This window comes from Agarivorans sp. MS3-6, assembly GCF_054112545.1.
Genome location: NZ_CM134202.1, coordinates 1,603,949 through 1,624,281 on the forward strand (window position 1 = coordinate 1,603,949; position 20,333 = coordinate 1,624,281).

The 20,333-nt window shown below is 42.8% G+C and carries 18 protein-coding genes; 4 read left to right on the plus strand and 14 right to left on the minus strand.

Features of this window, described 5'->3' with window-relative positions; all coding sequences use genetic code 11:
* The first annotated feature begins 151 nt into the window (after positions 1-151).
* Entirely contained in the window at positions 152-1,555 is a 1,404-nt protein-coding gene (locus ACVFI8_RS07220; protein ID WP_457873475.1) for a TIGR03013 family XrtA/PEP-CTERM system glycosyltransferase, read from the plus strand.
* Positions 1,556-1,558: 3 nt separating this feature from the next.
* Entirely contained in the window at positions 1,559-2,995 is a 1,437-nt protein-coding gene (gene xrt / locus ACVFI8_RS07225) for an exosortase (protein WP_457873476.1), read from the plus strand.
* On the opposite strand, the gene ACVFI8_RS07230 is transcribed toward xrt, so the two are convergent.
* From ACVFI8_RS07230 to ACVFI8_RS07275, 10 genes are all read right to left on the minus strand, one after another.
* A complete protein-coding gene (locus ACVFI8_RS07230) occupies positions 2,972-3,187 on the minus strand; it encodes a hypothetical protein (protein WP_457873477.1) in 216 nt (71 codons plus the stop codon). The two genes, xrt and ACVFI8_RS07230, sit on opposite strands and share 24 nt — an antisense overlap.
* Positions 3,188-3,220: 33 nt before the next feature.
* The gene (locus ACVFI8_RS07235) at positions 3,221-4,519 is read right to left on the minus strand and encodes a hypothetical protein (RefSeq protein ID WP_457873478.1); all 1,299 of its coding nucleotides are present in this window, start codon (positions 4,517-4,519) and stop codon (positions 3,221-3,223) included.
* Positions 4,520-4,605: 86 nt separating this feature from the next.
* Positions 4,606-5,613 (minus strand): polysaccharide deacetylase family protein, encoded by a 1,008-nt coding sequence (locus tag ACVFI8_RS07240; RefSeq protein WP_457873479.1) that lies wholly within the window; start codon positions 5,611-5,613, stop codon positions 4,606-4,608.
* Complete coding sequence (locus ACVFI8_RS07245) at positions 5,603-6,793, minus strand: hypothetical protein (RefSeq protein WP_457873480.1); 1,191 nt, start codon at positions 6,791-6,793, stop codon at positions 5,603-5,605. Before ACVFI8_RS07245 ends, ACVFI8_RS07240 begins: the two co-directional genes overlap by 11 nt.
* A complete protein-coding gene (locus tag ACVFI8_RS07250; protein ID WP_248714119.1) occupies positions 6,790-7,962 on the minus strand; it encodes a glycosyltransferase family 2 protein in 1,173 nt (390 codons plus the stop codon). Before ACVFI8_RS07250 ends, ACVFI8_RS07245 begins: the two co-directional genes overlap by 4 nt.
* Positions 7,962-8,489, minus strand: coding sequence for a serine O-acetyltransferase (locus ACVFI8_RS07255; protein WP_248714118.1), 528 nt, complete (start codon positions 8,487-8,489; stop codon positions 7,962-7,964). Before ACVFI8_RS07255 ends, ACVFI8_RS07250 begins: the two co-directional genes overlap by 1 nt.
* Entirely contained in the window at positions 8,486-9,679 is a 1,194-nt protein-coding gene (locus ACVFI8_RS07260; RefSeq protein ID WP_248714117.1) for a glycosyltransferase family 4 protein, read from the minus strand. Before ACVFI8_RS07260 ends, ACVFI8_RS07255 begins: the two co-directional genes overlap by 4 nt.
* A gap of 5 nt (positions 9,680-9,684) precedes the next feature.
* A complete protein-coding gene (locus tag ACVFI8_RS07265) occupies positions 9,685-10,317 on the minus strand; it encodes a polysaccharide deacetylase family protein (protein ID WP_248714116.1) in 633 nt (210 codons plus the stop codon).
* Positions 10,318-10,417: 100 nt separating this feature from the next.
* Complete coding sequence (locus tag ACVFI8_RS07270) at positions 10,418-11,545, minus strand: glycosyltransferase (RefSeq protein WP_457873481.1); 1,128 nt, start codon at positions 11,543-11,545, stop codon at positions 10,418-10,420.
* Positions 11,535-12,881: a phenylacetate--CoA ligase family protein gene (locus ACVFI8_RS07275; RefSeq protein WP_248714114.1), complete on the minus strand. Its 1,347-nt coding sequence runs from the start codon at positions 12,879-12,881 to the stop codon at positions 11,535-11,537. Before ACVFI8_RS07275 ends, ACVFI8_RS07270 begins: the two co-directional genes overlap by 11 nt.
* Before the next feature lie 295 nt (positions 12,882-13,176).
* On the opposite strand from ACVFI8_RS07275, the gene ACVFI8_RS07280 reads away from it, so the two are divergent.
* On the plus strand, positions 13,177-14,379 hold the full coding sequence (locus ACVFI8_RS07280; RefSeq protein WP_457873482.1) for a hypothetical protein: 1,203 nt from the start codon (positions 13,177-13,179) through the stop codon (positions 14,377-14,379).
* A gap of 86 nt (positions 14,380-14,465) precedes the next feature.
* On the plus strand, positions 14,466-15,854 hold the full coding sequence (locus tag ACVFI8_RS07285; protein ID WP_248714112.1) for an oligosaccharide flippase family protein: 1,389 nt from the start codon (positions 14,466-14,468) through the stop codon (positions 15,852-15,854).
* A 29-nt stretch (positions 15,855-15,883) separates the two neighbouring features.
* On the opposite strand, the gene ACVFI8_RS07290 is transcribed toward ACVFI8_RS07285, so the two are convergent.
* From ACVFI8_RS07290 to ACVFI8_RS07305, 4 genes are all read right to left on the minus strand, one after another.
* Positions 15,884-16,777 (minus strand): glycosyltransferase family 2 protein, encoded by an 894-nt coding sequence (locus tag ACVFI8_RS07290; protein ID WP_457873483.1) that lies wholly within the window; start codon positions 16,775-16,777, stop codon positions 15,884-15,886.
* 27 nt (positions 16,778-16,804) lie between these two features.
* Positions 16,805-17,692: a polysaccharide pyruvyl transferase family protein gene (locus tag ACVFI8_RS07295; RefSeq protein WP_457873484.1), complete on the minus strand. Its 888-nt coding sequence runs from the start codon at positions 17,690-17,692 to the stop codon at positions 16,805-16,807.
* Between the two features lie 64 nt (positions 17,693-17,756).
* Positions 17,757-18,872: an O-antigen ligase family protein gene (locus ACVFI8_RS07300; protein WP_248714109.1), complete on the minus strand. Its 1,116-nt coding sequence runs from the start codon at positions 18,870-18,872 to the stop codon at positions 17,757-17,759.
* Between the two features lie 251 nt (positions 18,873-19,123).
* Positions 19,124-20,179, minus strand: coding sequence for a GNAT family N-acetyltransferase (locus ACVFI8_RS07305; protein WP_457873485.1), 1,056 nt, complete (start codon positions 20,177-20,179; stop codon positions 19,124-19,126).
* Between the last annotated feature and the right edge of the window lie 154 nt (positions 20,180-20,333).

Below are 20,333 nucleotides of genomic sequence, written 5' to 3' on the forward strand. Positions count from 1 at the left end.
TTTTAGGTAAATCAGCCGATGTAAAGCAAAAGTAACAAAATTGTTTTTTAATTAGTATCTATGAGCATTCAGGTTTTTGGTGGCTCTAGTAGTAAATCTCGGTATACTGGTAAATTAAAAATCAAATTTCAATTTGTTTCAAGGAAGAAGCGTGGCTGGTTCGAAGTTTCACAATTTAGACCCTGGTAGCAGAGCTATCATTTTTGCTGAGTTTTTGGCGCTGCTAATAATATTTGTTATTGGCGTTGAGCTGTTGCGATTTACGGGGTTTGAAGGCATTCCCCCTTACGGCGAAGGTACTATATTAATGCACTTGGTTGCATTTACCTTCCCTATTCAGTTATCAATATTGTCAGTTGGACTTTATAACCAAAAAATCCGAGAAACGTTTCGGGGTGTAATAAGACGACTGCTGGTTAGCATCGCCCTTGGCTACTTCATTTCCTCTGTTATTTACGTATTAACGCCTTTAGATGTTCTGCCGGGTAACTTTAGAGAGTTGTTATATGCAGCTGTCATGATCGCTCTCACCACCATCCGTTATTTTGCACTCAAGATGCAATATGAACATATGGGCAGAAAGCGTATTTTGGTACTAGGAGCAGGAGAGCGAGCAAGCATTATTGAAAAAAGAATGCGTCGAAAATCTGATCGAGTGAGTTTTGAGATGGCGGGTTTTGTCCGCATGCAAGGAGACTCCGAAGACGGCATCAAGCGCGAGACTATTTTAGAACTAGACCAGCCTCTAGAATCATTTGTTTTAGCTAATGGCGTAGAAGAAATCGTTATAGCGGCAGATGAACGTCGAGCGAATTTACCCGTGGATAGCTTATTTCTCTGCAAGCTGCGCGGTGTAGAAATAACCGACATCATTGATTTTATCGAACGCGAGTCGGGCCAAATTGCGGTCAACCTTATCTACCCTTCTTGGGTCATATACAGTAATGGTTTCCACTCTACCAACTACTTACGTAGCTCGCTAGACTGGATTTGTAACACCTTCTTAGGGCTAATTGTTCTTCTACTCACCTGGCCACTCATGCTCATTACTATTGTGATGATAAAAATCGAAGAGGGGATTAAAGCTCCAGTACTTTACTCTCAAGAGCGTATTGGCCTAAATGGCCAGCCATTTAACATCTTCAAATTTAGAAGCATGCGCACCGATGCAGAAAAAGATGGAGCCAAATGGGCACAGAAAGAAGACCCACGAGTCACTAAAGTGGGTAACTTTATTCGCAAATACCGTATCGACGAGCTACCGCAAATATATAACGTACTAATCGGTGATATGGGATTTGTTGGACCTCGCCCCGAACGCCCATCGTTTGTTAAAGAGCTGGTATTATCTATCCCTTATTACAACCAGCGCCACAATGTTAAACCCGGATTAACTGGCTGGGCTCAGCTGAAATATCCCTACGGAAGCACTGAGGCGGATGCCTTAGAAAAGCTAAAGTTTGACCTTTATTACATCAAGCATCGCAGCTTTTTGCTTGATTTATTAATTTTGGTGCGCACTGCTGAAATAATTTTGTTTGGTAAAGGGCGCTAATTTTTGGAGCCAAATCAAGTAGAAGTTAAGCAATCAAACACCGGTAACTTGCAGGCTTTAGTCGTGCTAGGTATTACTGGTTTGGTTGCTTTGCTATTTTGGCCAGTCTTGTTAGATATATGGCGCTATAGTTTTGACGACGGCACCTACTCTCATGCCTTTCTCATTCCTTTGGTTGCATTATATGTGCTTTACGACTGCCGCCGGCAGTTACAATTCCGCCAGACCACTAGCCTTTGGCTAGTTTTGTTAGTGATATGTTTAGCTCTAGAATTGCTGTTTTATCTAAGCCAAATCAGCTTGCCGGTGCGTGCGCTGCTCCCTCTTGTATTATTGTTTAGCCTATTAAGCGCCTTTAAGCACAACAAAGGGTTGTATGTATATGCCTTGGTGATGCTATTTGCTACACCCATTTGGGGGATCTTATCTCCCCCCCTACAAAGCCTTTCTACCAACATGGTAGAAATGGTAATGGCCTATACACACGTTCCTAGTTATTTTGAGGGCAATGTCGTTTCCATTCCCTCTGGACGCTTCGAAATAGCCAATGGCTGCAGTGGATTGCGCTACTTTATTACGTCCTTGTTTCTATGTTTATTATACATTTACTTCAATATTCGTAGCCTCAAAAAAGCTGCCATCTTTTTTATCGTATGCATGCTAGGAGCATTACTGGTTAATTGGGTACGGATAATAACCATTATTTTAATTGGCCACGAAACCCAAATGCAAAGTGACATTATCTACGATCACAATAATTTGGGTTGGTATTTATATGTTCCCTATTTATTACTGGCTTTTTACATTGGGGGGAAGTTGGCCAATGATTCAATGCCGACTGCTGCCCTTCCCAAAACCTCTTCCCCGTCAGTTAAGCCTCTTGCGTACCTAGCGCTTGCGCTGTTGGCATTTTCGCCCAGTTTAATTGATTGGCCAGTGCTAGATGCCAATAAGTTAAATACTCATCAGCAAAGCCCTGCTAGCCCCTACCATAGCTCATTGCAAGTAACTCAATTTCAGTCAGTTGAGCATCAAACTATCGTGGTTAACACTTTTGAGATCCATCAATGGGTCTATTTGTTTAGCGGGTTGGGTTTAGATAACAAGGCTTCATTCTATTTAAATGATGTTGTACCAGAAGATCTAAGAGTGGTAAGAAATGAAAAAAATAAAGCCATTAACTTTGTTTATTTTCACCCCTCCAGCAATCAAACCGCTTTGTTAGCCTACAGCTACGCTGGAGTAAACGGTATGGTAGCAAACAGAGCCGCATTAAAGGCCCAGCGCTTCTCAGAGGTGCTATCAGGGAAACGAAAAAGCGCAATTATAGCCGTCTCAGCGCTTTGTATTGACCAGAGTTGCAGCCAAGTTAAAACCTCGCTGGAACAGCACTTATCTCAATTTAGCGACTTCGAGTTATTGTTGCAGCATCCAGGTTAATGAACCATTACTGGCAAACCACCAATTAAATTTCCTCAATGGTTTTAAGCCCCATGCCGGCTTACTGGCTGCCGTTTTACCTTTCTTATCCATAGTACCATTACAGGTATTTAACAATTCCTGCGCGAGTAGCTCTAACAAAAACTCATCTTGGCCACCTTCGCGCTTCAAGTAAACAGCTTTATATACCATACCTGCCACATCACAAGCGTGTTGCCGTTCTGTTCAGGAGTTTCTGTCTTGAAAAATAGATTCTTTAAAAAAGACTAAGTAATCAGGAATGTACAAAGTCTTCCCTTTAGAGTCGACCTTATACACACCTTGATGTAGCAGCATTTCAGCAAAATCTACGATTAACTCTGCCGCCTGCTGATCTTTAGTCATCCAAAAGTAACGCCACAATTGCTCTGCCACTAAGGCACTCATCCACGGCGAACACACCTGCTCTTTACTATTTTTTGCGGAGTGAGACTTAAGACTGTGTTTTAAGCATCCCCCCCGCCCTGGCATACTGACCCAAAGGTTATCTCGAATGCCCGCTAGCAGCAGCTCAAGACGCTTATAAGCTTGCTCTGAACCGTCTAACTCCCAATGGTTTAGCGCTAAACCTAAAGCCACAGATAAGTGTCGTTCAGTCCAAAAGCCTAAATTTGAGCTATATCTGGCTGGCCAACTGAGACCTTTAGCTGCAATTTCTTCTATGACTAATTTGGTAGATTGGTGTGGATAAAATAAGTAGTCAATCAACAGGCCTGCGCTCAACATATACTTGAGATCAGCGGAGCCTTTCAATGCAAAGTCACCATTTTTATCCAATTGACTAATAAAAAATTGCGCTTGTTGATGCGCCGTTGTTTTCCAGCGTCGGTCTGCCGTTTTAAAATACAATTGATAGAACGTGTAAGGCCGATCGTACAGCCAAGGTGCCGCACTATTACTGGGTAAAGTCGTTTTCTTAGCTGGATCTTTGGGTTTACTCAATTCGCCAATCAATACTTCGTCTGCGCTATAACTTGCATAACGCCAATAAGCGTTATCAAACCAGCCCCAATCAATATTGTTAGCGTTATATATAACAGGCGAGTAAAGCGCCATATTCAGCCATTCATCAGTAAATTCAGCTTCGACCAATAAAGGCTCTTCAATCGCTATTATACCTGAGGGTTTAGTTAAATTTTTTGCCCAGCGAATGGTCAACTCACCTGCATTGAGGCCAGTGACTTTAAAAAGTACTCCTCGGTAATACCTACTAGTGTTGGCTTGCGGCCACATAAGATGGGCATTTGCTGAAAAATCGAGAACTCTACCTGCTTGACTAAGCTCGAAACCGTGTTCTCTAGAGATAGTAAAATTTGGCACAGGCAGAACGAAGTAGCGATAAGAACTAGCGCCTTCAAAGGACTGAATAACCACCTCTAATTGTGACGGTTTGGCGACAGCATTGGTTGATAACAAAACACTAACCAGACAAAATATAGGAACTGATACTAATTGGGCTAAAACTCTACCAACAAACCGAGTCATTTCAATCATCCTTGCTTGTTACGTAAACAGAGCTACATTGCTCTCCTAGTTAAGTGCAAATAGTTGAATTCAGCAAGCCTGCGTTTTCAATTCCCTAGTTTGGAATTCAGCTCCATTATTTGCACCTTCAGTGAATCTACCGACTTATTTCCATCTACAGAGATACGCTTTAAGCTGTATGCACTTTGCTCGTCTAACTGTTTGTTAATACCGTTCATAAATGAAAAAGCCAAGCGATACCCAGTTTCTTTAGCGAGCATCTGAGTGACCTCAGTAAAGCTATCGGTACTGCCAACAGGATAAGCTAACATGCACACCGAGCTATTTAATTGATTTTCGATATAACGCCGAGACTCATCAAGCTCTTCGCGCTGTTGGTCGGGCTCTAAATGAGCCAATATTGGATGACTGCGAGTATGAGAGCCAATGGTCATGCCTGAAGCCGCCATTTCTTGTAACTGCTGCCAGTTAGCAAATAGGCTGAGGGAGTTTTGCAACGCAGGAGCCTTACAAATGGCCCTCAGTTGCACTAATTTTTGTTCCATTGTGTACTGTTGGTCAGCCTTAAAAGCAAACAGCATTTTACGAATATTTTGCTTTTCATTTTTACCCGATAGATCCACGGCATTTGCCCAATGTTCAAGCTTAAGTTGGCTGACTTTACTATGTTTAACTAACCAAGCGACTTCATCCCACCATGCTAAGCTCCCACCGTTAGTATATTCAGTAACAACAAAAAACATCGCACTTAAACCATGCTTTTTTAACAGTGGAAACGCCTGTTGATAGCTATCAATATAGCCATCGTCAAAGGTAATTAATGCATACGGCTTTGTAATCGCTTGTTGCGAATCTAACAGACTCAATAGTTGAGCTTCATTTAGCACATCGAACTGCTGCTTGTAGAAAAGTAAATGCTGTTCAAATTGCTCCGCAGTACAGCTAAAAACATTAGGATCAAAGTCACTAGAGCGAGCATCACCGATACGGTGGTAATTAAAAACATAAATACCAGGCAATCGTTGCTGCCAACGTCTGTCTGAAATACTGCGTTTACCAAATATTAACTGCCTAATTTTGGCCTTATTCAGCATTAGCGCACTCGTCTAAGGTTTTATAGCTTGGAGCTTTTACTATGTAGTCCCGGTAGGCATGAGGGTTACCTGTTTCTCCGGCCTCTGCAGCTTTAGCCATATTATACATCTCTCGAGCCGATACATAATGCAACACGTAATCACGACCATCGTTGTACCTGCTCTCTAGATAACTACACATTTCATCAAACGGTTTACCTAGTAAGGTTGGCATGTCAGCCTCTTGGGTGCCATGAGTGTGGATTTTAATAAAGCGCCATTCTGGGCGTCCTTCCACGTGAATATTGGCGTTTACCCACAAATCTACGCGGTCTTTAGTTGGTGCCATGCTAGTTCGAATATCTGCGTTTTCTATTTGCGGAAAAATGCCTTTTTTACGCGCTTTCCAGTTCAAATCTAGTGGGCCGTTAATTAGCATTAAATCCCCCCAAGCTTGACCACCAACTTCGACCATTTTTCCTTTGTCATGTGACTTAGGTCCATGCGGGTCATCTTTTGCGTAATAAATAGCATTCACGGTAGCTGGTTGTGTCACACTCGGCGCAGAAGGGAAGGTATAGTCAACAAAACAACCGGTTTCTCTTAAAACGATAAGCTCATCATTTACTCCACATAATTTGCCATCAGGGTGAGAGTTATCGAGAGTCCAGTTACCATGAATAAAGGCATACTGCAGTTTTCCGGTTTCTTCACTACGCACGAACGCACCGTGTTTTTCATGTAATAACTCGGTAAAACCTTCAAGCGTTTTGCGAAGGTTAGCACTGGTATCATCATCATGATGCAAGTGAATCTCTATTTCACCAAAGCCACGAGCACACAAATCAGCAACTTTAGCTAAATGCTCGAAACGGTACTCTTCTTCTGGGTAAAAAAAGGAGTGCTTTGGAAAACAACCATCAGCGTCTTGGTGTTTACCCGCCACTTCAGGGTATTCATTAAACCAACGATCTACTCTTGAGCGCTCTTGATCCAAACTAATGTTTTTCCCCCACTGCGGCTCATAATGATCAACAAAACAAAATAAAATGTGGGTGGGGCCATCAATTTTTGCGCGAGGCCTAAACTTTTGCTTAAGATAATGAGGCAACCACAGATGCATCTGTTTTTTGCGAATGATAAGAGCGACCGCTGCAGTGCCAGCTAGCAGTAACAATAGTAAAATGAAAAAGATTATCACCTTGACGTCCTTTGCCATGTGCCTTGCACATTTTTAAATAAGAATGAGTAAAAGCCTTTGAGTAACGCTAAGTTCATCGAAACAAAAAAAGTTAAAAAGGCAATACTTCCGGGTAAGCTTTTACCTTGCTTACTGCGGCTATTACCCCAAGCCGCGATGAGGTAACCCGCTACCTGCAAAGCCAGTAAAGCGCCATACCAAGCGTGCCCAACTAACATAAGGTTGGAAAACAAGGCAATCAGCATTAAGTGAGGAGTAAACCAACGCAGTACCTTATGGCTAATATAAGAAAAACAACGCGCCCCCAACAAAGGGTTTAAAGCCCATAAACAACGCGTAAAAGCTTGATAGTTTCCGGTACCAATGCGCACTCGGCGCTTCTCTTCCTCATGTAATGAAGGAGCAACCTCCTCGTAAGCTACTGCGTTAGGTTCATACAACACCTTTTTGCCCGCCTTAGATACATTCATTACAATCATGAAATCATCCACTATCGTATTGGCCGGTAAAGCTTGATAAAGTGGTTTAGCTATCGCGTAAATCGCGCCGTTCGCCCCCAACAAGGCGCCTAGACGTGACTCATGAAATTTCAACATTTGCTCATAACGCCAGTAAATACCGTCTTTATTATCTTCCGATTCTGAATCGACTAAATGCAACTCTCCGCATACAGCACCAATATCATCGCTATCAAAATGACGAACTAGGTTTTCAATTACGTCGGCTTCAAAATGAGTATTGGCATCAGACATAACCAAAATAGAATCTGCAGCTATCTCGACCAAATCATTCAATACGTTGATCTTGCCGCGATTTTGTTCGAAAACATGGGCCTTAACATGGCTCGCCTTCACCGCATTTAAGATGTCAGCGGTAGCATCTGTACTACCATCAGAGCCAATATGGATGTTTAACTTATCTTTGGGATAATTAAGCTGCAAAAGATTATCGATGCGCTGTTGTAAACATTGCTCTTCGTTGTAGGCGGCAATAATGATTGATACTGAAGGCCAGGTCTCCGGCTGATTAGAACGTCGCTCGTGACGGCGCCAAACATAGCGAGTATCACGTATTGCCTGCTTTATACCGCTCATCATCAACAATACAATCGGATATAAAGCATAACTATAAATAATTAGGCCTACCGCTATCCAAAATAGTAGTTCCATTATTGCTCTGCCTTCTCTGCAGCCCGATGGTAAGGCTTAGCTGGAATACCCAACATAGTCATCCCTTCTTCTGCGTTTTTAGTTAATACCGCATTAGCACCAATTTTCACCTTGTCAGCCACGGTTAAACCACCAATAATTTTCGCGCCAGCCCCTACAAAAATCTCAGAGCCCAAGCGCGGAGATTTGCCTTTTTCATCGCCAATCACCACCCCACTTTCTAAAGTGATATTAGCGTCACCTTTTACTTTGGAATTAATCACAATTCCTACTGGGTGCATAATCACAAAGCCTGGGCCAAACTCTGCTCCACTACCAATAACACAGCCATTAAGAAACTTGTTAAACCATTGAAAAAAATAAGCAAGTAAACCCAAGTTATGGGTCGCACACCAACGCATACAACGATAAATAATGTTGGCACTTGAGCCATCGGCCATCACAATCCGCAACATACTTACCGCTGCACCATCCTGTTTAAAGATTTCTTGTTTACGACGAAAATCAGCCTTGAGTTGTTCCATCATTTCACCAACGTTAATAATTGTTCCGCGTTATGACGCCACTGTCTTTCGCGTTCGATATATGCCCGTGCCTGCTTACCCACGTGCTGCTGTTGCTCTGGCTGAGCAGACAAACTCAATACCCGTTCCACACAAGCTTCACGATCATTAGCTTTAAACAGCCAACTGGTTTCACCGTCTGCAACCACTTCTTCAATAGGCGTAAAATCAGGCGCGACCATACCTTTTCCCATCGCCATAAATTCAAATAATTTCATTGGCGAACCGTAATCGTTAGAGTCGGGCAAAATACCAAAGTCCATCGCTGACAGGTAAGTCGGCACTTGATCATGAGCCACCCGACCCGGCATGATAATTTGCGCACCTGCTCCTGCACTTTCAATCCGTTGCTTAATGCTTTGATAGCAAACACCGTCACCCACCAGCAACAATACGATATTAGGGTAATCCTTCAGCCGTTCAGCAATGAGGTCTACAAACCAGTCGATACCATGCCAATGGACAAAAGCCCCTACATAACCCACCACCACTTTGTCTTCAACTTTCAGTTTTTCTCTGAGCGCTTGGGCGGCCGGCTTATCAATGACAAACTGGTCTAGATCTGCAGCATTTGGCGAGATAACCGAAGCCGCGATATTTGGATAAGCGTCTTGGGCAACTTGCTGAAAACGACTAGAGATAAATACCAAGCCAGTGGCATTGCTAAATATCCACTGTTCTACGGACTTAGCAAAACGTTGAAAGAACAATTCCCGCACTCGATGCACTAAACACGAGTCATTAATCTCTAACACAATCGGAACATTGTGCCGTTTGGCCCACCAAACGCTAGCAAACATAAATAGAGAATAGCGTTCGTAAATAAGCGCTATATTCTGTTGCTTCACCGCCTTGCGTAAACGCCACCAAGCCAACACGTTAAAAGCGAGTTCAAACAACTCAAAGACAAACTCAGGGGTATATTTAGTTAACTCAGCTAAGCGAGAGAACAGGCTCTTTTTAGCCGGTTTTTTTGAAGCTGATTGTTGCTCGGGTTGAGCTGCCGAAGCAGTCAGCTCTTCTTCAGGATCTGCCCCAGGTAACGATAAAATACTGACTTTATGGCCCAAATCACGCAGGCCTTTAACCACACCACGAATATGCACACCTTCAGCACCTCTGCCACGAGTTCGGTGGTGGAATAGAATATTCATTTACGTTAGCTCTCCAATGCTTTAAGTTCAAAACCCTGCGCTTGCCACTGCGGAATCAGAACCGCTAAAGCTTCAATACACAAGTCATTGTCATCGTGAAAAAGAATAATATCGCCCGCTTTAACAGGCTGATCGTTGAAACGCTTAATTAAGGTCTCTGTTGGGTCTTTTTGGTAATCGAGGGAGTCACGACTCCAATGCACAGCGGTTATGCCACGGCGAATCAAATAAACCAATAATGGCCAATCCCAACGCCCTTGCGGAGAACGAAACAAACGACAGTTTTGGTTAGTCAATTGCTTAATCGCATGATTGGTTAATTCAATTTGTTGGTTGCGTTCGGTGATAGCTATTTGATCAAATCGAGGATGATTATACGAATGGTTGGCAAGCACATGCCCCTCTTGAACGATTTGCGTAGTTAAATCAACGAACTTCTCTGCTCGAGCGCCTAATACGAAAAACGTCGCCTTGGCGTTGTATTTAGCCAACAACGCCAATAATGAGGTGGTAAATTCTGGGTAAGGTCCGTCATCGAAGGTTAGATATAAAGCTGCCTTTGGCGAGCTTTTTTTTATCAAAAACCAACGATCTGGAAGGACCTTATCGCGTATAAGATATTTGATCTTATTTAACATTAACTACAAATCCGTTTGCGCCAATCATTTCGGGTTAAAACCAGCCGCTGAGTGTAACAAAATACCAGCTTAGCCCCAGCAATTCATTAACTTATCTATTTTAAGCTTCGCCATTTTTCAACATACTTAAAAACTGCTGCTGATTAGTTTGCCAAGAAAACTGACTAGCGTGCTGCTTAATGGTTTGCTTGTCCCATTTCCTAGCCAATATTTGTTGCAAGCCTTGCGCAACGGCTATGCTATCTTGCGGCGGAATCAATACGCCACAGCAGGCCTCATCAACTACCTCAGGAATACCACCAACAGACGTTGCCAGCACAGGTGTGCCACAAGCCATTGCTTCTAGCACTACGTTCGGCACTCCTTCAGCATAGCTGGGTAATGCCAGTAAATCAGCATGAGCAACCCAAGCGGGTAATAAAGCATGCTCAACTGAGCCCAGAAAATGGACCCGTTTAGCCAAGTCATCTGCGTCAGCTTGCTGCTCAATGATTCTTTTCATTGCTCCGGTACCAGCGTAAACCAACTGCAATGCGGGTTGTTCGCTAGCAATTTGAGCGAAGCCTTGGTATAGCTCCAACACGCCCTTATCCGCTTTCAAATTACCGACATAAAGTACATAGTTTTGACGAAAAGGGCGTGCTGTCACACCACCAAACTTTTGGTGATCAACACCGTTATAGATCACCGAAATTTTGGCATGTTCAATTCCTAAGCCGACCATTTCCTTCGCTAACGCTTGTGATACCGATAAAATGCCTAGCGCACTCACACTGGCTTTTTTGATTTGTTTGGCGCGAGCAGGATCCTTGGCTAATAGATTAATGTCACTACCATGTACCTTAAAGAAAAACCGAGCGCCAAGTAACTTCGCTAACCAACTCGAGGCCACCGCTTCAGGAAACGCCCAACTGGCCATCAAAATTTTTGGTCGTTTACGCCTTAACCAAAAGCCACTATGCAGCAACAACGATAAAAACATCATAAGGCTGTAAAAGCGACGCGCTAACTTAGGTGTATAAAAATAAGGTACATAACGCAGCGTTTCGGTTTGGCGAATCTGTTTACGATGCTTGAACCACTCAAGAAACGCGACTGGAACCAAAATACTTAACTGATAATTAGATTTGAGTAACTCAAACTGCTGATGATTAAATTTGCCACGGTTTGGTTCCCAAGGCAGAGGGTACAAGTTGGTAATTATCACCATTTCAGGGTTAGACTTCACAAATGGTTACCCTATGTTTGCCGCTTACGGTTAAGGGGATATCATCCACCAGCTCAAAATTGAGGCCCAGCTCGCCGTGACTATATTTATTGATTTCTTGACTAATCATTTCTTTATCGGCTTCGCCAAACTGCTCATTGGCGACTATTTTCATGGTGATTTGATCAAGTTGCTGCTGAATAATTTGGAAGCGCGAGATCCCAGCAAACTCTTTGAACAAATGAGGGAATAACTCTCCAGGTATACTGCCGCCAGACGGCGTTTTAATGATATCAAGTTTTCTACCATCTATGCTGGACATAATTGGCAAAGGATTTCCACAGCTGCAAGCCTGCTCCACCAAAGTAGCTCTATCTCCGTTAACGTAACGAATCAAGGGCATACCGTAGTTATACAAATCAGTCACCAATAAATCACCGCTGCTTCCTGTAAGCGCATTGCCTCTATCATCAATAGTTTCAACAACTAAATGATCAATATTGATGTGCAACTGACGGTGTTCTTGGCAATCTGCCGCCATTAACATGAATTCTCTGCAGCCAAAGGTATTATAAACCGGAGCATTAAAGGCTCGTTCTATTTCTTCGCGCTGAAAATCATGTAAAGGCTCAGCACCCGTTAAAATAGTTTTTGGCCGCCATACCTTAATTTTGTTGTCATTAATAAATCGCGCCAACTCAAATAAAGGATTGACATAAGACACCACCGCCGTCGGCTGGTAGCCATTAATATCATCAACATATTGCTGCTTATTGCTATTGTTCATAGCAAAAGAATTAAGCATTTTTCGGTTATAGAAGCCATGGTAGAGCGCATTTTTGATGACTTTAAAACGCGACGGCTGGCCTAAATCGGCTCCCCATAGATATAAGGTTTTTTGCCCTAATCCAGCGCCCAACCAGCCATAACCACGCCACATCACCGCTTCTCGACGAGTATTACTGTTAAGGTCTAATTCAAAATGAAATGGTTGCCCCGTCGAGCCGCCTGTTGATTTACGAATATTATTGGGGTGCTTAACCGAGACAAACTCTGCGTAGTACTGTTTAATGTCGTTTTTTGTCACAATAGGCAGTTGCTGAAAGTCACTTAAATTAGCGATATCACGAACATCAGAGATCCCCGCTTCAGCCCAAACTCGTGGGTAATATTGAGTATTTTGGAAGGCGTGAGTTAACAGTTTTTGCAACTCTAGCCATTGATGTGCCAACAATTGCTCTTTTGACCAACTTAAGCGTTGTTCGTATGCGCCTAAGTGTTTTAATAACTCTTTGCCTTTAACTGCCTCGTAGCCGGGCATTAAGACCTTACGTAAAAAAGATGGGTAAATGGCCATCAGTGGCTTCCATGTCCGTATGATAATTAAATAGCGAGAAACTGCAGAGTAAGGAATAAAAGCATCTTTGCTTTCAATCAATAGCTGCTTGCCAGTATGACAACAAGCCTAACATCTAAGCGGGCGACAAGCATCTTTTAGCCTGTTTGAACACTTGTAATAAATCGATACCCTAATCCCCCATTTTACCGCTAAATTGATCCAAATATAAACGCTAAGCTAACTACTAATTTCACTTAAGATACGTTAGCCTAAGCATCATTAGATGATAAACTCGTGTTAAGGAAAACGCTGTATGGACATCGGTCCAGTTTCAATTGTCCCTAAAGAGGGAGCGATTGTTTATCAGGTTAACTTTGATCTTAAAGGTCAAGCACAGCAATTATGGTTTGAAATCAGCCACTCTGCCAACTTAAGCGTCTCCAATAGCGCTGACACTGCTTTAGTTTCTCTGCTGCTCCCCGCAATGTTAGCCAACGAAAGCATCCATGTCTCAGGCAGCGTTTCAGAGCAGCTATTGTTCAACCTTAATAACGCTTACCAAACGCTGGTTATTCAACAAATCCCTAAACTACAGCGCATTACTATTACAGCAGACCACTGCTGTAATAAATCAAACTCGGCAACGGGGGTGATTTCAGGCTTCTCCGCGGGGGTCGATTCTTTCTGTACGATTACCGACTACTTCGCAGACTCCACACCGTCAGCGCTAAAAATAAGCCATTTATTGTATAACAATGTGGGCTCACACGGTTTAGGTAAAGAGCGTTTGTTTAGAGAACGTTACGAACAATTGAAGCACTCTGCTAGCACTTGGAAACTGCCATTCATTATGGTGAACTCTAATATGAATGACTTTTACAAGCGGGCGCTAGATTTCCAGCTGACTCATACCATTCGAAATGCTGCAATTCCGCTTTTATTTCAAAAACATATTGGCCACTTTCTTTATTCATCCGCCTACAGCTATCAAGATCTCTATGTCGGCTCAAGTTATGACATGGCCTATAGTGACGTATTTAGTTTACCCCTACTGTCAACCGAATCTTTGCAAAGCCACTCAGTAGGGAGTGAATATTCGAGAGTAGAGAAAACCTTAAGAATAAGTGATAACTCACACTCTTTTAAAGTATTAGATGTGTGCGTAAAAGGCGATCTGGCACAAAACTGCTCACACTGTGAAAAGTGTTTACGTACACTATTAACACTTGATATTGCAGATAAGCTCAGCCTATACCAAGACAGTTTTGATATGGCTGTATACCAGCAACACAAAGATCAGTTTATTGCAGACATGCTCATCAGCAAGGACCCTCTATTAAAAGAAATTGTGCTATGGGCTAAGCAGCAACGGTATTATTTTTCTTTTAAGCATTATTTATTAGCAGCTTTTTTATATTTGAAAGGCACTCCAAACATAGCCTTAAAAAATGCAAAAAAACCAGTGAAATTTGTTTTGGCACGCTTAGGTTTATACCATCCCAAGCAATACCACTAAACCTACCTAAGCGAGCAACAAGCTGCATCATGACTAAAAATGCTAATTTAAAAAGCCAAGTTTTATCATCTTTAAAATGGGTAGCGATGGGAAAAATTGTAACCCAACTACTACGCTGGGCAATGACCTTCTGGGTTATCCGCTTACTAAGCCCCGATGATTATGGCGTAGTGGCTATGTCAGACGTGCTCTTTGGTTTTTTAAACCTGTTATTGGGTTCTTTGTTTGCGTCATCAATCATTCAGGAAAAAAACTTAAGTAAGCAAAGCCTCAAGCAGCTATTTGGCGCGATTATTCTTAGCCACCTCGGCTTTTTTGCCCTTCAGTACTCTTTAGCAGATGTCGCAGGCAGTTACTATCAATCAGAAATGGTCAGTAGCATTCTTAAGGTAAACGCTTGGTGTTTCATTATCTTGGCGCTTGAGGTTATCCCGGCAGCCTTGCTCGCAAAAAATATGGAGTTTAAACGGGTATCCATTATTGCCGCTATCTCTAATATAGTGGCCGCAATATTAACCCTAGTAATGGCCTACATGGGTTATGGCTTTTGGTCGCTGGTTATTGGCGAAATCATTTTTATTGGTCTTCGCGCATCATTAACCTTTGCTGCAAAACCCATCAATTTTTTGCCTAGCTTTAAAATAAGTGATATCACCGCCATGCTAAAGTTTGGCGGCATGTTATCGATACAATCGGTATTGTTCTATGTATTTATGCATATGGACGTAGCGATTGCCGGTCGTATAATGACTCCCACTGAAGTGGGGCTATACGCCATTGGCCTACAAGTAGCTTTAATGCCGCAGAAAAAAATTATGCCCCTATTAAGGCAAGTGGCATTTCCTGCATTTTCACAAATTCAAGACCAACCAGAGCTGATAGCAAAGTACGTCTTAAAAGCGCAACGTTTATGTATTAGTTTAACCTTACCTATTTTTTGGGGTTTGGCTTCGGTAACCGATCTCGTCATTCCATTATTACTTGGTGATAAATGGCTAGGAGCAATCATTCCCACCACCATTATGTTAATGGTAATGCCTTTAAGATTTAGTGAAGAGCTGTTCAACCCTGCCCTAAAGAGCCTTAAAAAAGTCAATCACATGCTAATAAATCTGTGCTTCATGGTCGTAATCATGCTGATCAGTATATCTGTCGCGGCACAGTACGGAGCGACAGGTTTAGCCTTAGCTTGGCTATGTGGCTTTCCCTTAGCTTATTTGATCGTAGCATGGCGAAATAGCCGTGCTTTAGCGACTCAATTTAGCCAGTTTGTAAAATTACTGATCGCTCCGATGCTGGCTGGCGCTGCCATGTTTGCCGTGGTATTCGCGTCAAAAACTATGTTAGACCTAAATACAACTCTCCAGTTAGTGATGCAAATTACACTGGGGGGCATAACTTATGTCGGCCTCATGCTGTTGTTAGACCGACAGTCGATTAAGGAAATGCTATTGATGCTTAAGAGAAGCCAATAAGGTGCGTCTACGCTGTCGGCATTTGTCAATTAAGCAGGCTTAATTGAATTCAACATGCCTTTTACGAGAGCTTTAATCATTAACCAAATGGTAGCCGTACTGAACTTCAACAACAATGAGCGAGAAAGCACTTTAAAGGCTGGATAAGCTTGTTGATCCCACAACAAGTCTTTACCCCAGTCAAAGAAAATCTTGGCCTTAACTTTACCAACTAAGCTGCGCCACTGCTCAGTCTCTGCTTGGCGTGCAAGAAAAGCGTCAACAACATCGAGGTTATCTTGATAGGAAGACAACAAACTGCCTAAACTACCTTCGATGTCAGCCTTCCAGACTAAACTTTTTTGCACTTGGCCAATGACACCTTGTTCCGCGACACGCAAGTACAAATCAATATCTTCAGCAGTCTTTAAGCTTTCATCAAACCCCCCAACCTTAGCGAGTATTTCTCGTCGAACCATAAATGACGATGTAACCAAGTAGGGATGCAGGAACACTTGCTGTAAGCTTTTCCCGACTAAGGTCGCTGATATCCTTTCATCTTGAACGTTACGCTCTTCATCGGCCTTGTATGAAGTTTCGGTATAACAAGCCACCCAATTAGGATTTTTTTGCATCGCGTCAACTTGTAATGCTAGTTTTTGCGTTCGCCATAGGTCATCGGAATCTAAAAAGGCAATAAATTCACCCGTAGCCGCTTTAATCCCGGTATTTCGAGCTTTCGATGCGCCACCATTTGCTTGCGTGATTAAAGTGATGTCGTCGGCGTATTGTTCTAACACCTCTAGAGTATGATCCTTCGAACCGTCATCAACCACGATAATCTGGTAATCACTAAACCCTTGATTAAGTATTGAATCAATCGCCTTACCGATAAATGCAGCCGCGTTATAAGCTGGCATAATGATACTGACTGTACTGGTCATAATTTACCACTCCCCACTTTTGCTAAGCTATTGCTGTAATACATCGAGGCATTGATTAAGGCGAACAATTAGTTTGTTTTGGATGAGCTCACTACTCAGTTCACCCTGGGCATTACTAGCGATAGCACTGAGGCTCTTACAGACCTCAGAGCGAGTTTGCTCACTCGAATTCCGCGGTTTAGGTTTGTACCAGTTTTTGCCTAAGCCTGCACTTTGCAATTGACGCTTTATTTCGTCTTTAATCGAGTTAACCGTGCTGATTGGCTGACAATAAAAATAATTAGGTACCTTTTCAGGCTTATATCGCATATCAACGGTAGAGAGCCAGTCTTGCCACTTCACTTGGTTAACATGAGCACCCAAAATCACCGCTTTCCAGGGTAAGCGCAAAGCATCAGCAACAATCGCCCCGTGCATTGCTTCAGTGAGCATAAATTTACATTGCGCCATTTCAGCAAAGACTTTGTCGACCGACCATTCTGGAGAAATAAATCGGAAACCACAGGCTTCAGCGATGTTTTGCCAATCAGCACTGCGACAACTTAAATAGTGGGGCATAAAGCCAATATCACCATCAGCTTTATAGTTAGGCTCCATTACATTTCTCAATAAAAGAGCAGAGTCAGTGACAGCCTTACTGGGGTCCAAATTCAGTGCTTTGGCACTGTAGGGCCCTCTAACCGCATGTACTTTCCAGTGCTCGGTGACGTTGGGTAACTGACCATAACCGACACCAGAGCCAACAATATGTAAGGTTTTATTACTAGGTAAACGATGATTAAGTAATGTGCCGATACCCACCAATTGCTCAGAGGGATCATCATTAAAAAAGTCTGGCAGTAATTGCGGCCACAACCAAGGGTTTAAATCATCCCCAAAATTGCCCACTTCATCCTTGTAGTAAAATAATTGCATTTTTAACCTAGTTAATCCTTTGTTATACAGCCCCATTTAACAGAGCTATTTACCTATTTAGAGCTTATAAGCCAACTTTTAACGTCATATACACGGCAACAATAATCGCCCAACTATACCCCATACATCGCCACACCATTTTTGCAGAAAACAACTCCACTAAATTCGGGCGAAGCTTCATCAAGCGAAGATGACTCGCCGTTTGCATCCCCATAAAAATAAACATCAATAAAGTAAACTGACGACTCAAGAAGAAAGCGGTGACCATAAAGCCGACCATAGAGTAGAACAGCGTTTTATTAAGGCTAGCTTCCTCTTGGTATTGTGTAGAGGTGTCTTCAGACACCTCTAAATCCGCAGGGTCTTCTTCATTGGGGAATCGGTTATAGCGTTTCAAAATGGCGTAACCCACCAGCATATTAAGCACCAGAGCTCCGCCCCAAAAACTATACCCCGGTATACCCAGTTCGGCGGCAACATGCACGTAAGAATTGTGAGCGACTTTGCCATGCTCATCGATAAAATTACTCATGCCCACACCAAACATGGGATTATGAATAAGCATTTGAATTCCATCGTACCAAGCGTCGAGGCGACCTGCTGCTGAGGACTCAGAGGAAGATAAGCCGCCAAAAGAGGCCAGCAATGTTGCCGCAATCGGCGCACTTAAAGAAATGAACAACACTAAGCGAGCACCTGCATTGCTAATCAAGAAATAAATACCGATAACCGCCACTGAACCCAATAGTGTGCCCCTAGAGCCAGTCATATACACGCCATACCCAAAGGCCACGAGAATCGCTAACATTGCGATTTTTACAATAGCCCCACCCCGGCCATAGAAATAAGCGACAAATGGCATATTCATCACTAAAAACATACCTAAGTCGTTAGGATCACTAAAGAAGCCAAGGTAAGTGATTCGCATTTCTTCTCGACCGACAGTGATACTATTACCAATTCCGATGCCATATTTACCGTTAAATGAGGCTTGCTGAATGTGACCGTTGTAAACCATGATTAATGCTGCAGCGATACATATCAGCATTAACATACGCTGTCTATTTGGCGAAGTAATCAAAGCACTATAGAGGAAGAACGGAATGATTGAACTGACGAATAAGCGTTGTGCCTGTATGACTCCGCCACCGCCCCAGCCATTCAAAACGGCCGAAACCATAATCAATGGAACCAAGCCAAGTAACAGAAAATGCTGAGCGTGTAGTTTTATCGGCCTTAACGTCAACAAAGTAAAAGTAAAAGAGAGGATCGCAAAAACCTTAACGACTATGTATTCGGAAGTAGCAATGGAAAATTCATGCGGGCGAATAAGCACAGCGATGGAGTACAAGCAAAGAAAAAAGAAGGCTAAAGGCGCTGTTTTCTCTTTTACAGGAAACTGTATTCTTCCAGCAGGGTTACCTTTAACTCCTAAAGGATTTTGTTGACGAGTTTGAATAGTCTTGTCCTCCAAGGAGATTTAATTAAAGAAAAATTGGCCATTGCGCTTTCATCACATGAGAATTTGGCCTTATAACTCGCTGATTGAGCCCCCATCATAAAATCATAGCGCGTAACCGGATTGTTAATAATGCTCCAGACATGCAAAGCAAAGCCAGGCGAATAGCGAGAGTAAGTGTGTTCATCCCAACCAGATTGATAAAAGTACAAATTATTTTGGTCTAGTAAGTAGTAATTTAGCGCTATTGCTTTACCTGCAATGAAGACCCCGCTCATTGCAACATTTTCCGGGCACCCTTGAGCAAACTGTTCATGGAAAGCAATAAAACGAGAGTCTGCAAAGGCCCCTGCTTTGCCTTTCTGTTTCCACCTAATTTGGTGAAAAGCAATTAATGCTGGCCACTGCAGGTTAATCTCATCGCTGTTAAGCCATTTAAACTCTGCATTTTGCTGCTTTAACGCCTTATCAGCTCGTCGCCATTGCGAACGCCCGTTGCGGCTAAGTTGATTGATTGACCACCCCTCAGAGCCCAACGAGTAGCCTCTAGCGCTATTCACAATCAGCTTTGGCTGATTAGCTAAAATCTCATACAACAAACTGCTTTGTTTCAAGGCTCGGCAATAAAACACATCCACCTTAAGCTGTGTGAACCATGCTAATATTACCGGCTGAGCGATGCCCTTATACAAAGGATCAACTAAAATATCGGGATACTCAGATGCCAGTTCAGCACGCTCTTCTTCTCCTTGAGCCAACACTGATAGACGCTGTAATTTTAGCCCGCGCCCTTCCACTTGAGAGTAGAATGGAGCCAGAGCAACTAGGGTCTCACCATCAAATCCAGCTAAACAGCTCAAACAACATCCTGAATGCCAAAACTGTTCAGCCCACTGCTTCACCCAACGACATTGGCTAAACAAACTCGCGCTGCACGTTAATGCTAATTGGTTCCATTGTTGTTCTAAAGAAAACAACTCATCCAAGGTTTCCAAGGTTTGCCAACGTATCTTAGCAGCGCTCATCATTGGCTAACTCGCACAGCAATGTCCGAGCCCTTAAAAAGGCATAACGTGCTAAATAATAAAGACAAAAACCAGCGAATATTTTGCCGCTGGTTTATTACTTGGGTCGCTCTTTCATTCCTTGAAAGGGTCATAGTACTGCTTCAACTCTTTACGC

Coding starts and splice junctions, on each gene's coding strand:
- ACVFI8_RS07260 (WP_248714117.1), bottom strand. CDS start 9,679: ATGAATATTCTATTCCACCACCGAACTCGTGGCAGAGGTGCTGAAGGT.
- ACVFI8_RS07305 (WP_457873485.1), bottom strand. CDS start 20,179: ATGATGAGCGCTGCTAAGATACGTTGGCAAACCTTGGAAACCTTGGAT.
- ACVFI8_RS07250 (WP_248714119.1), bottom strand. CDS start 7,962: ATGGAACTACTATTTTGGATAGCGGTAGGCCTAATTATTTATAGTTAT.
- ACVFI8_RS07300 (WP_248714109.1), bottom strand. CDS start 18,872: ATGGTTTCGGCCGTTTTGAATGGCTGGGGCGGTGGCGGAGTCATACAG.
- ACVFI8_RS07290 (WP_457873483.1), bottom strand. CDS start 16,777: ATGACCAGTACAGTCAGTATCATTATGCCAGCTTATAACGCGGCTGCA.
- ACVFI8_RS07275 (WP_248714114.1), bottom strand. CDS start 12,881: ATGGCCATTTACCCATCTTTTTTACGTAAGGTCTTAATGCCCGGCTAC.
- ACVFI8_RS07265 (WP_248714116.1), bottom strand. CDS start 10,317: ATGTTAAATAAGATCAAATATCTTATACGCGATAAGGTCCTTCCAGAT.
- ACVFI8_RS07295 (WP_457873484.1), bottom strand. CDS start 17,692: ATGCAATTATTTTACTACAAGGATGAAGTGGGCAATTTTGGGGATGAT.
- ACVFI8_RS07230 (WP_457873477.1), bottom strand. CDS start 3,187: ATGGTATATAAAGCTGTTTACTTGAAGCGCGAAGGTGGCCAAGATGAG.
- ACVFI8_RS07235 (WP_457873478.1), bottom strand. CDS start 4,519: ATGACTCGGTTTGTTGGTAGAGTTTTAGCCCAATTAGTATCAGTTCCT.
- ACVFI8_RS07255 (WP_248714118.1), bottom strand. CDS start 8,489: ATGATGGAACAACTCAAGGCTGATTTTCGTCGTAAACAAGAAATCTTT.
- ACVFI8_RS07280 (WP_457873482.1), top strand. CDS start 13,177: ATGGACATCGGTCCAGTTTCAATTGTCCCTAAAGAGGGAGCGATTGTT.
- ACVFI8_RS07285 (WP_248714112.1), top strand. CDS start 14,466: ATGGGAAAAATTGTAACCCAACTACTACGCTGGGCAATGACCTTCTGG.
- ACVFI8_RS07240 (WP_457873479.1), bottom strand. CDS start 5,613: ATGCTGAATAAGGCCAAAATTAGGCAGTTAATATTTGGTAAACGCAGT.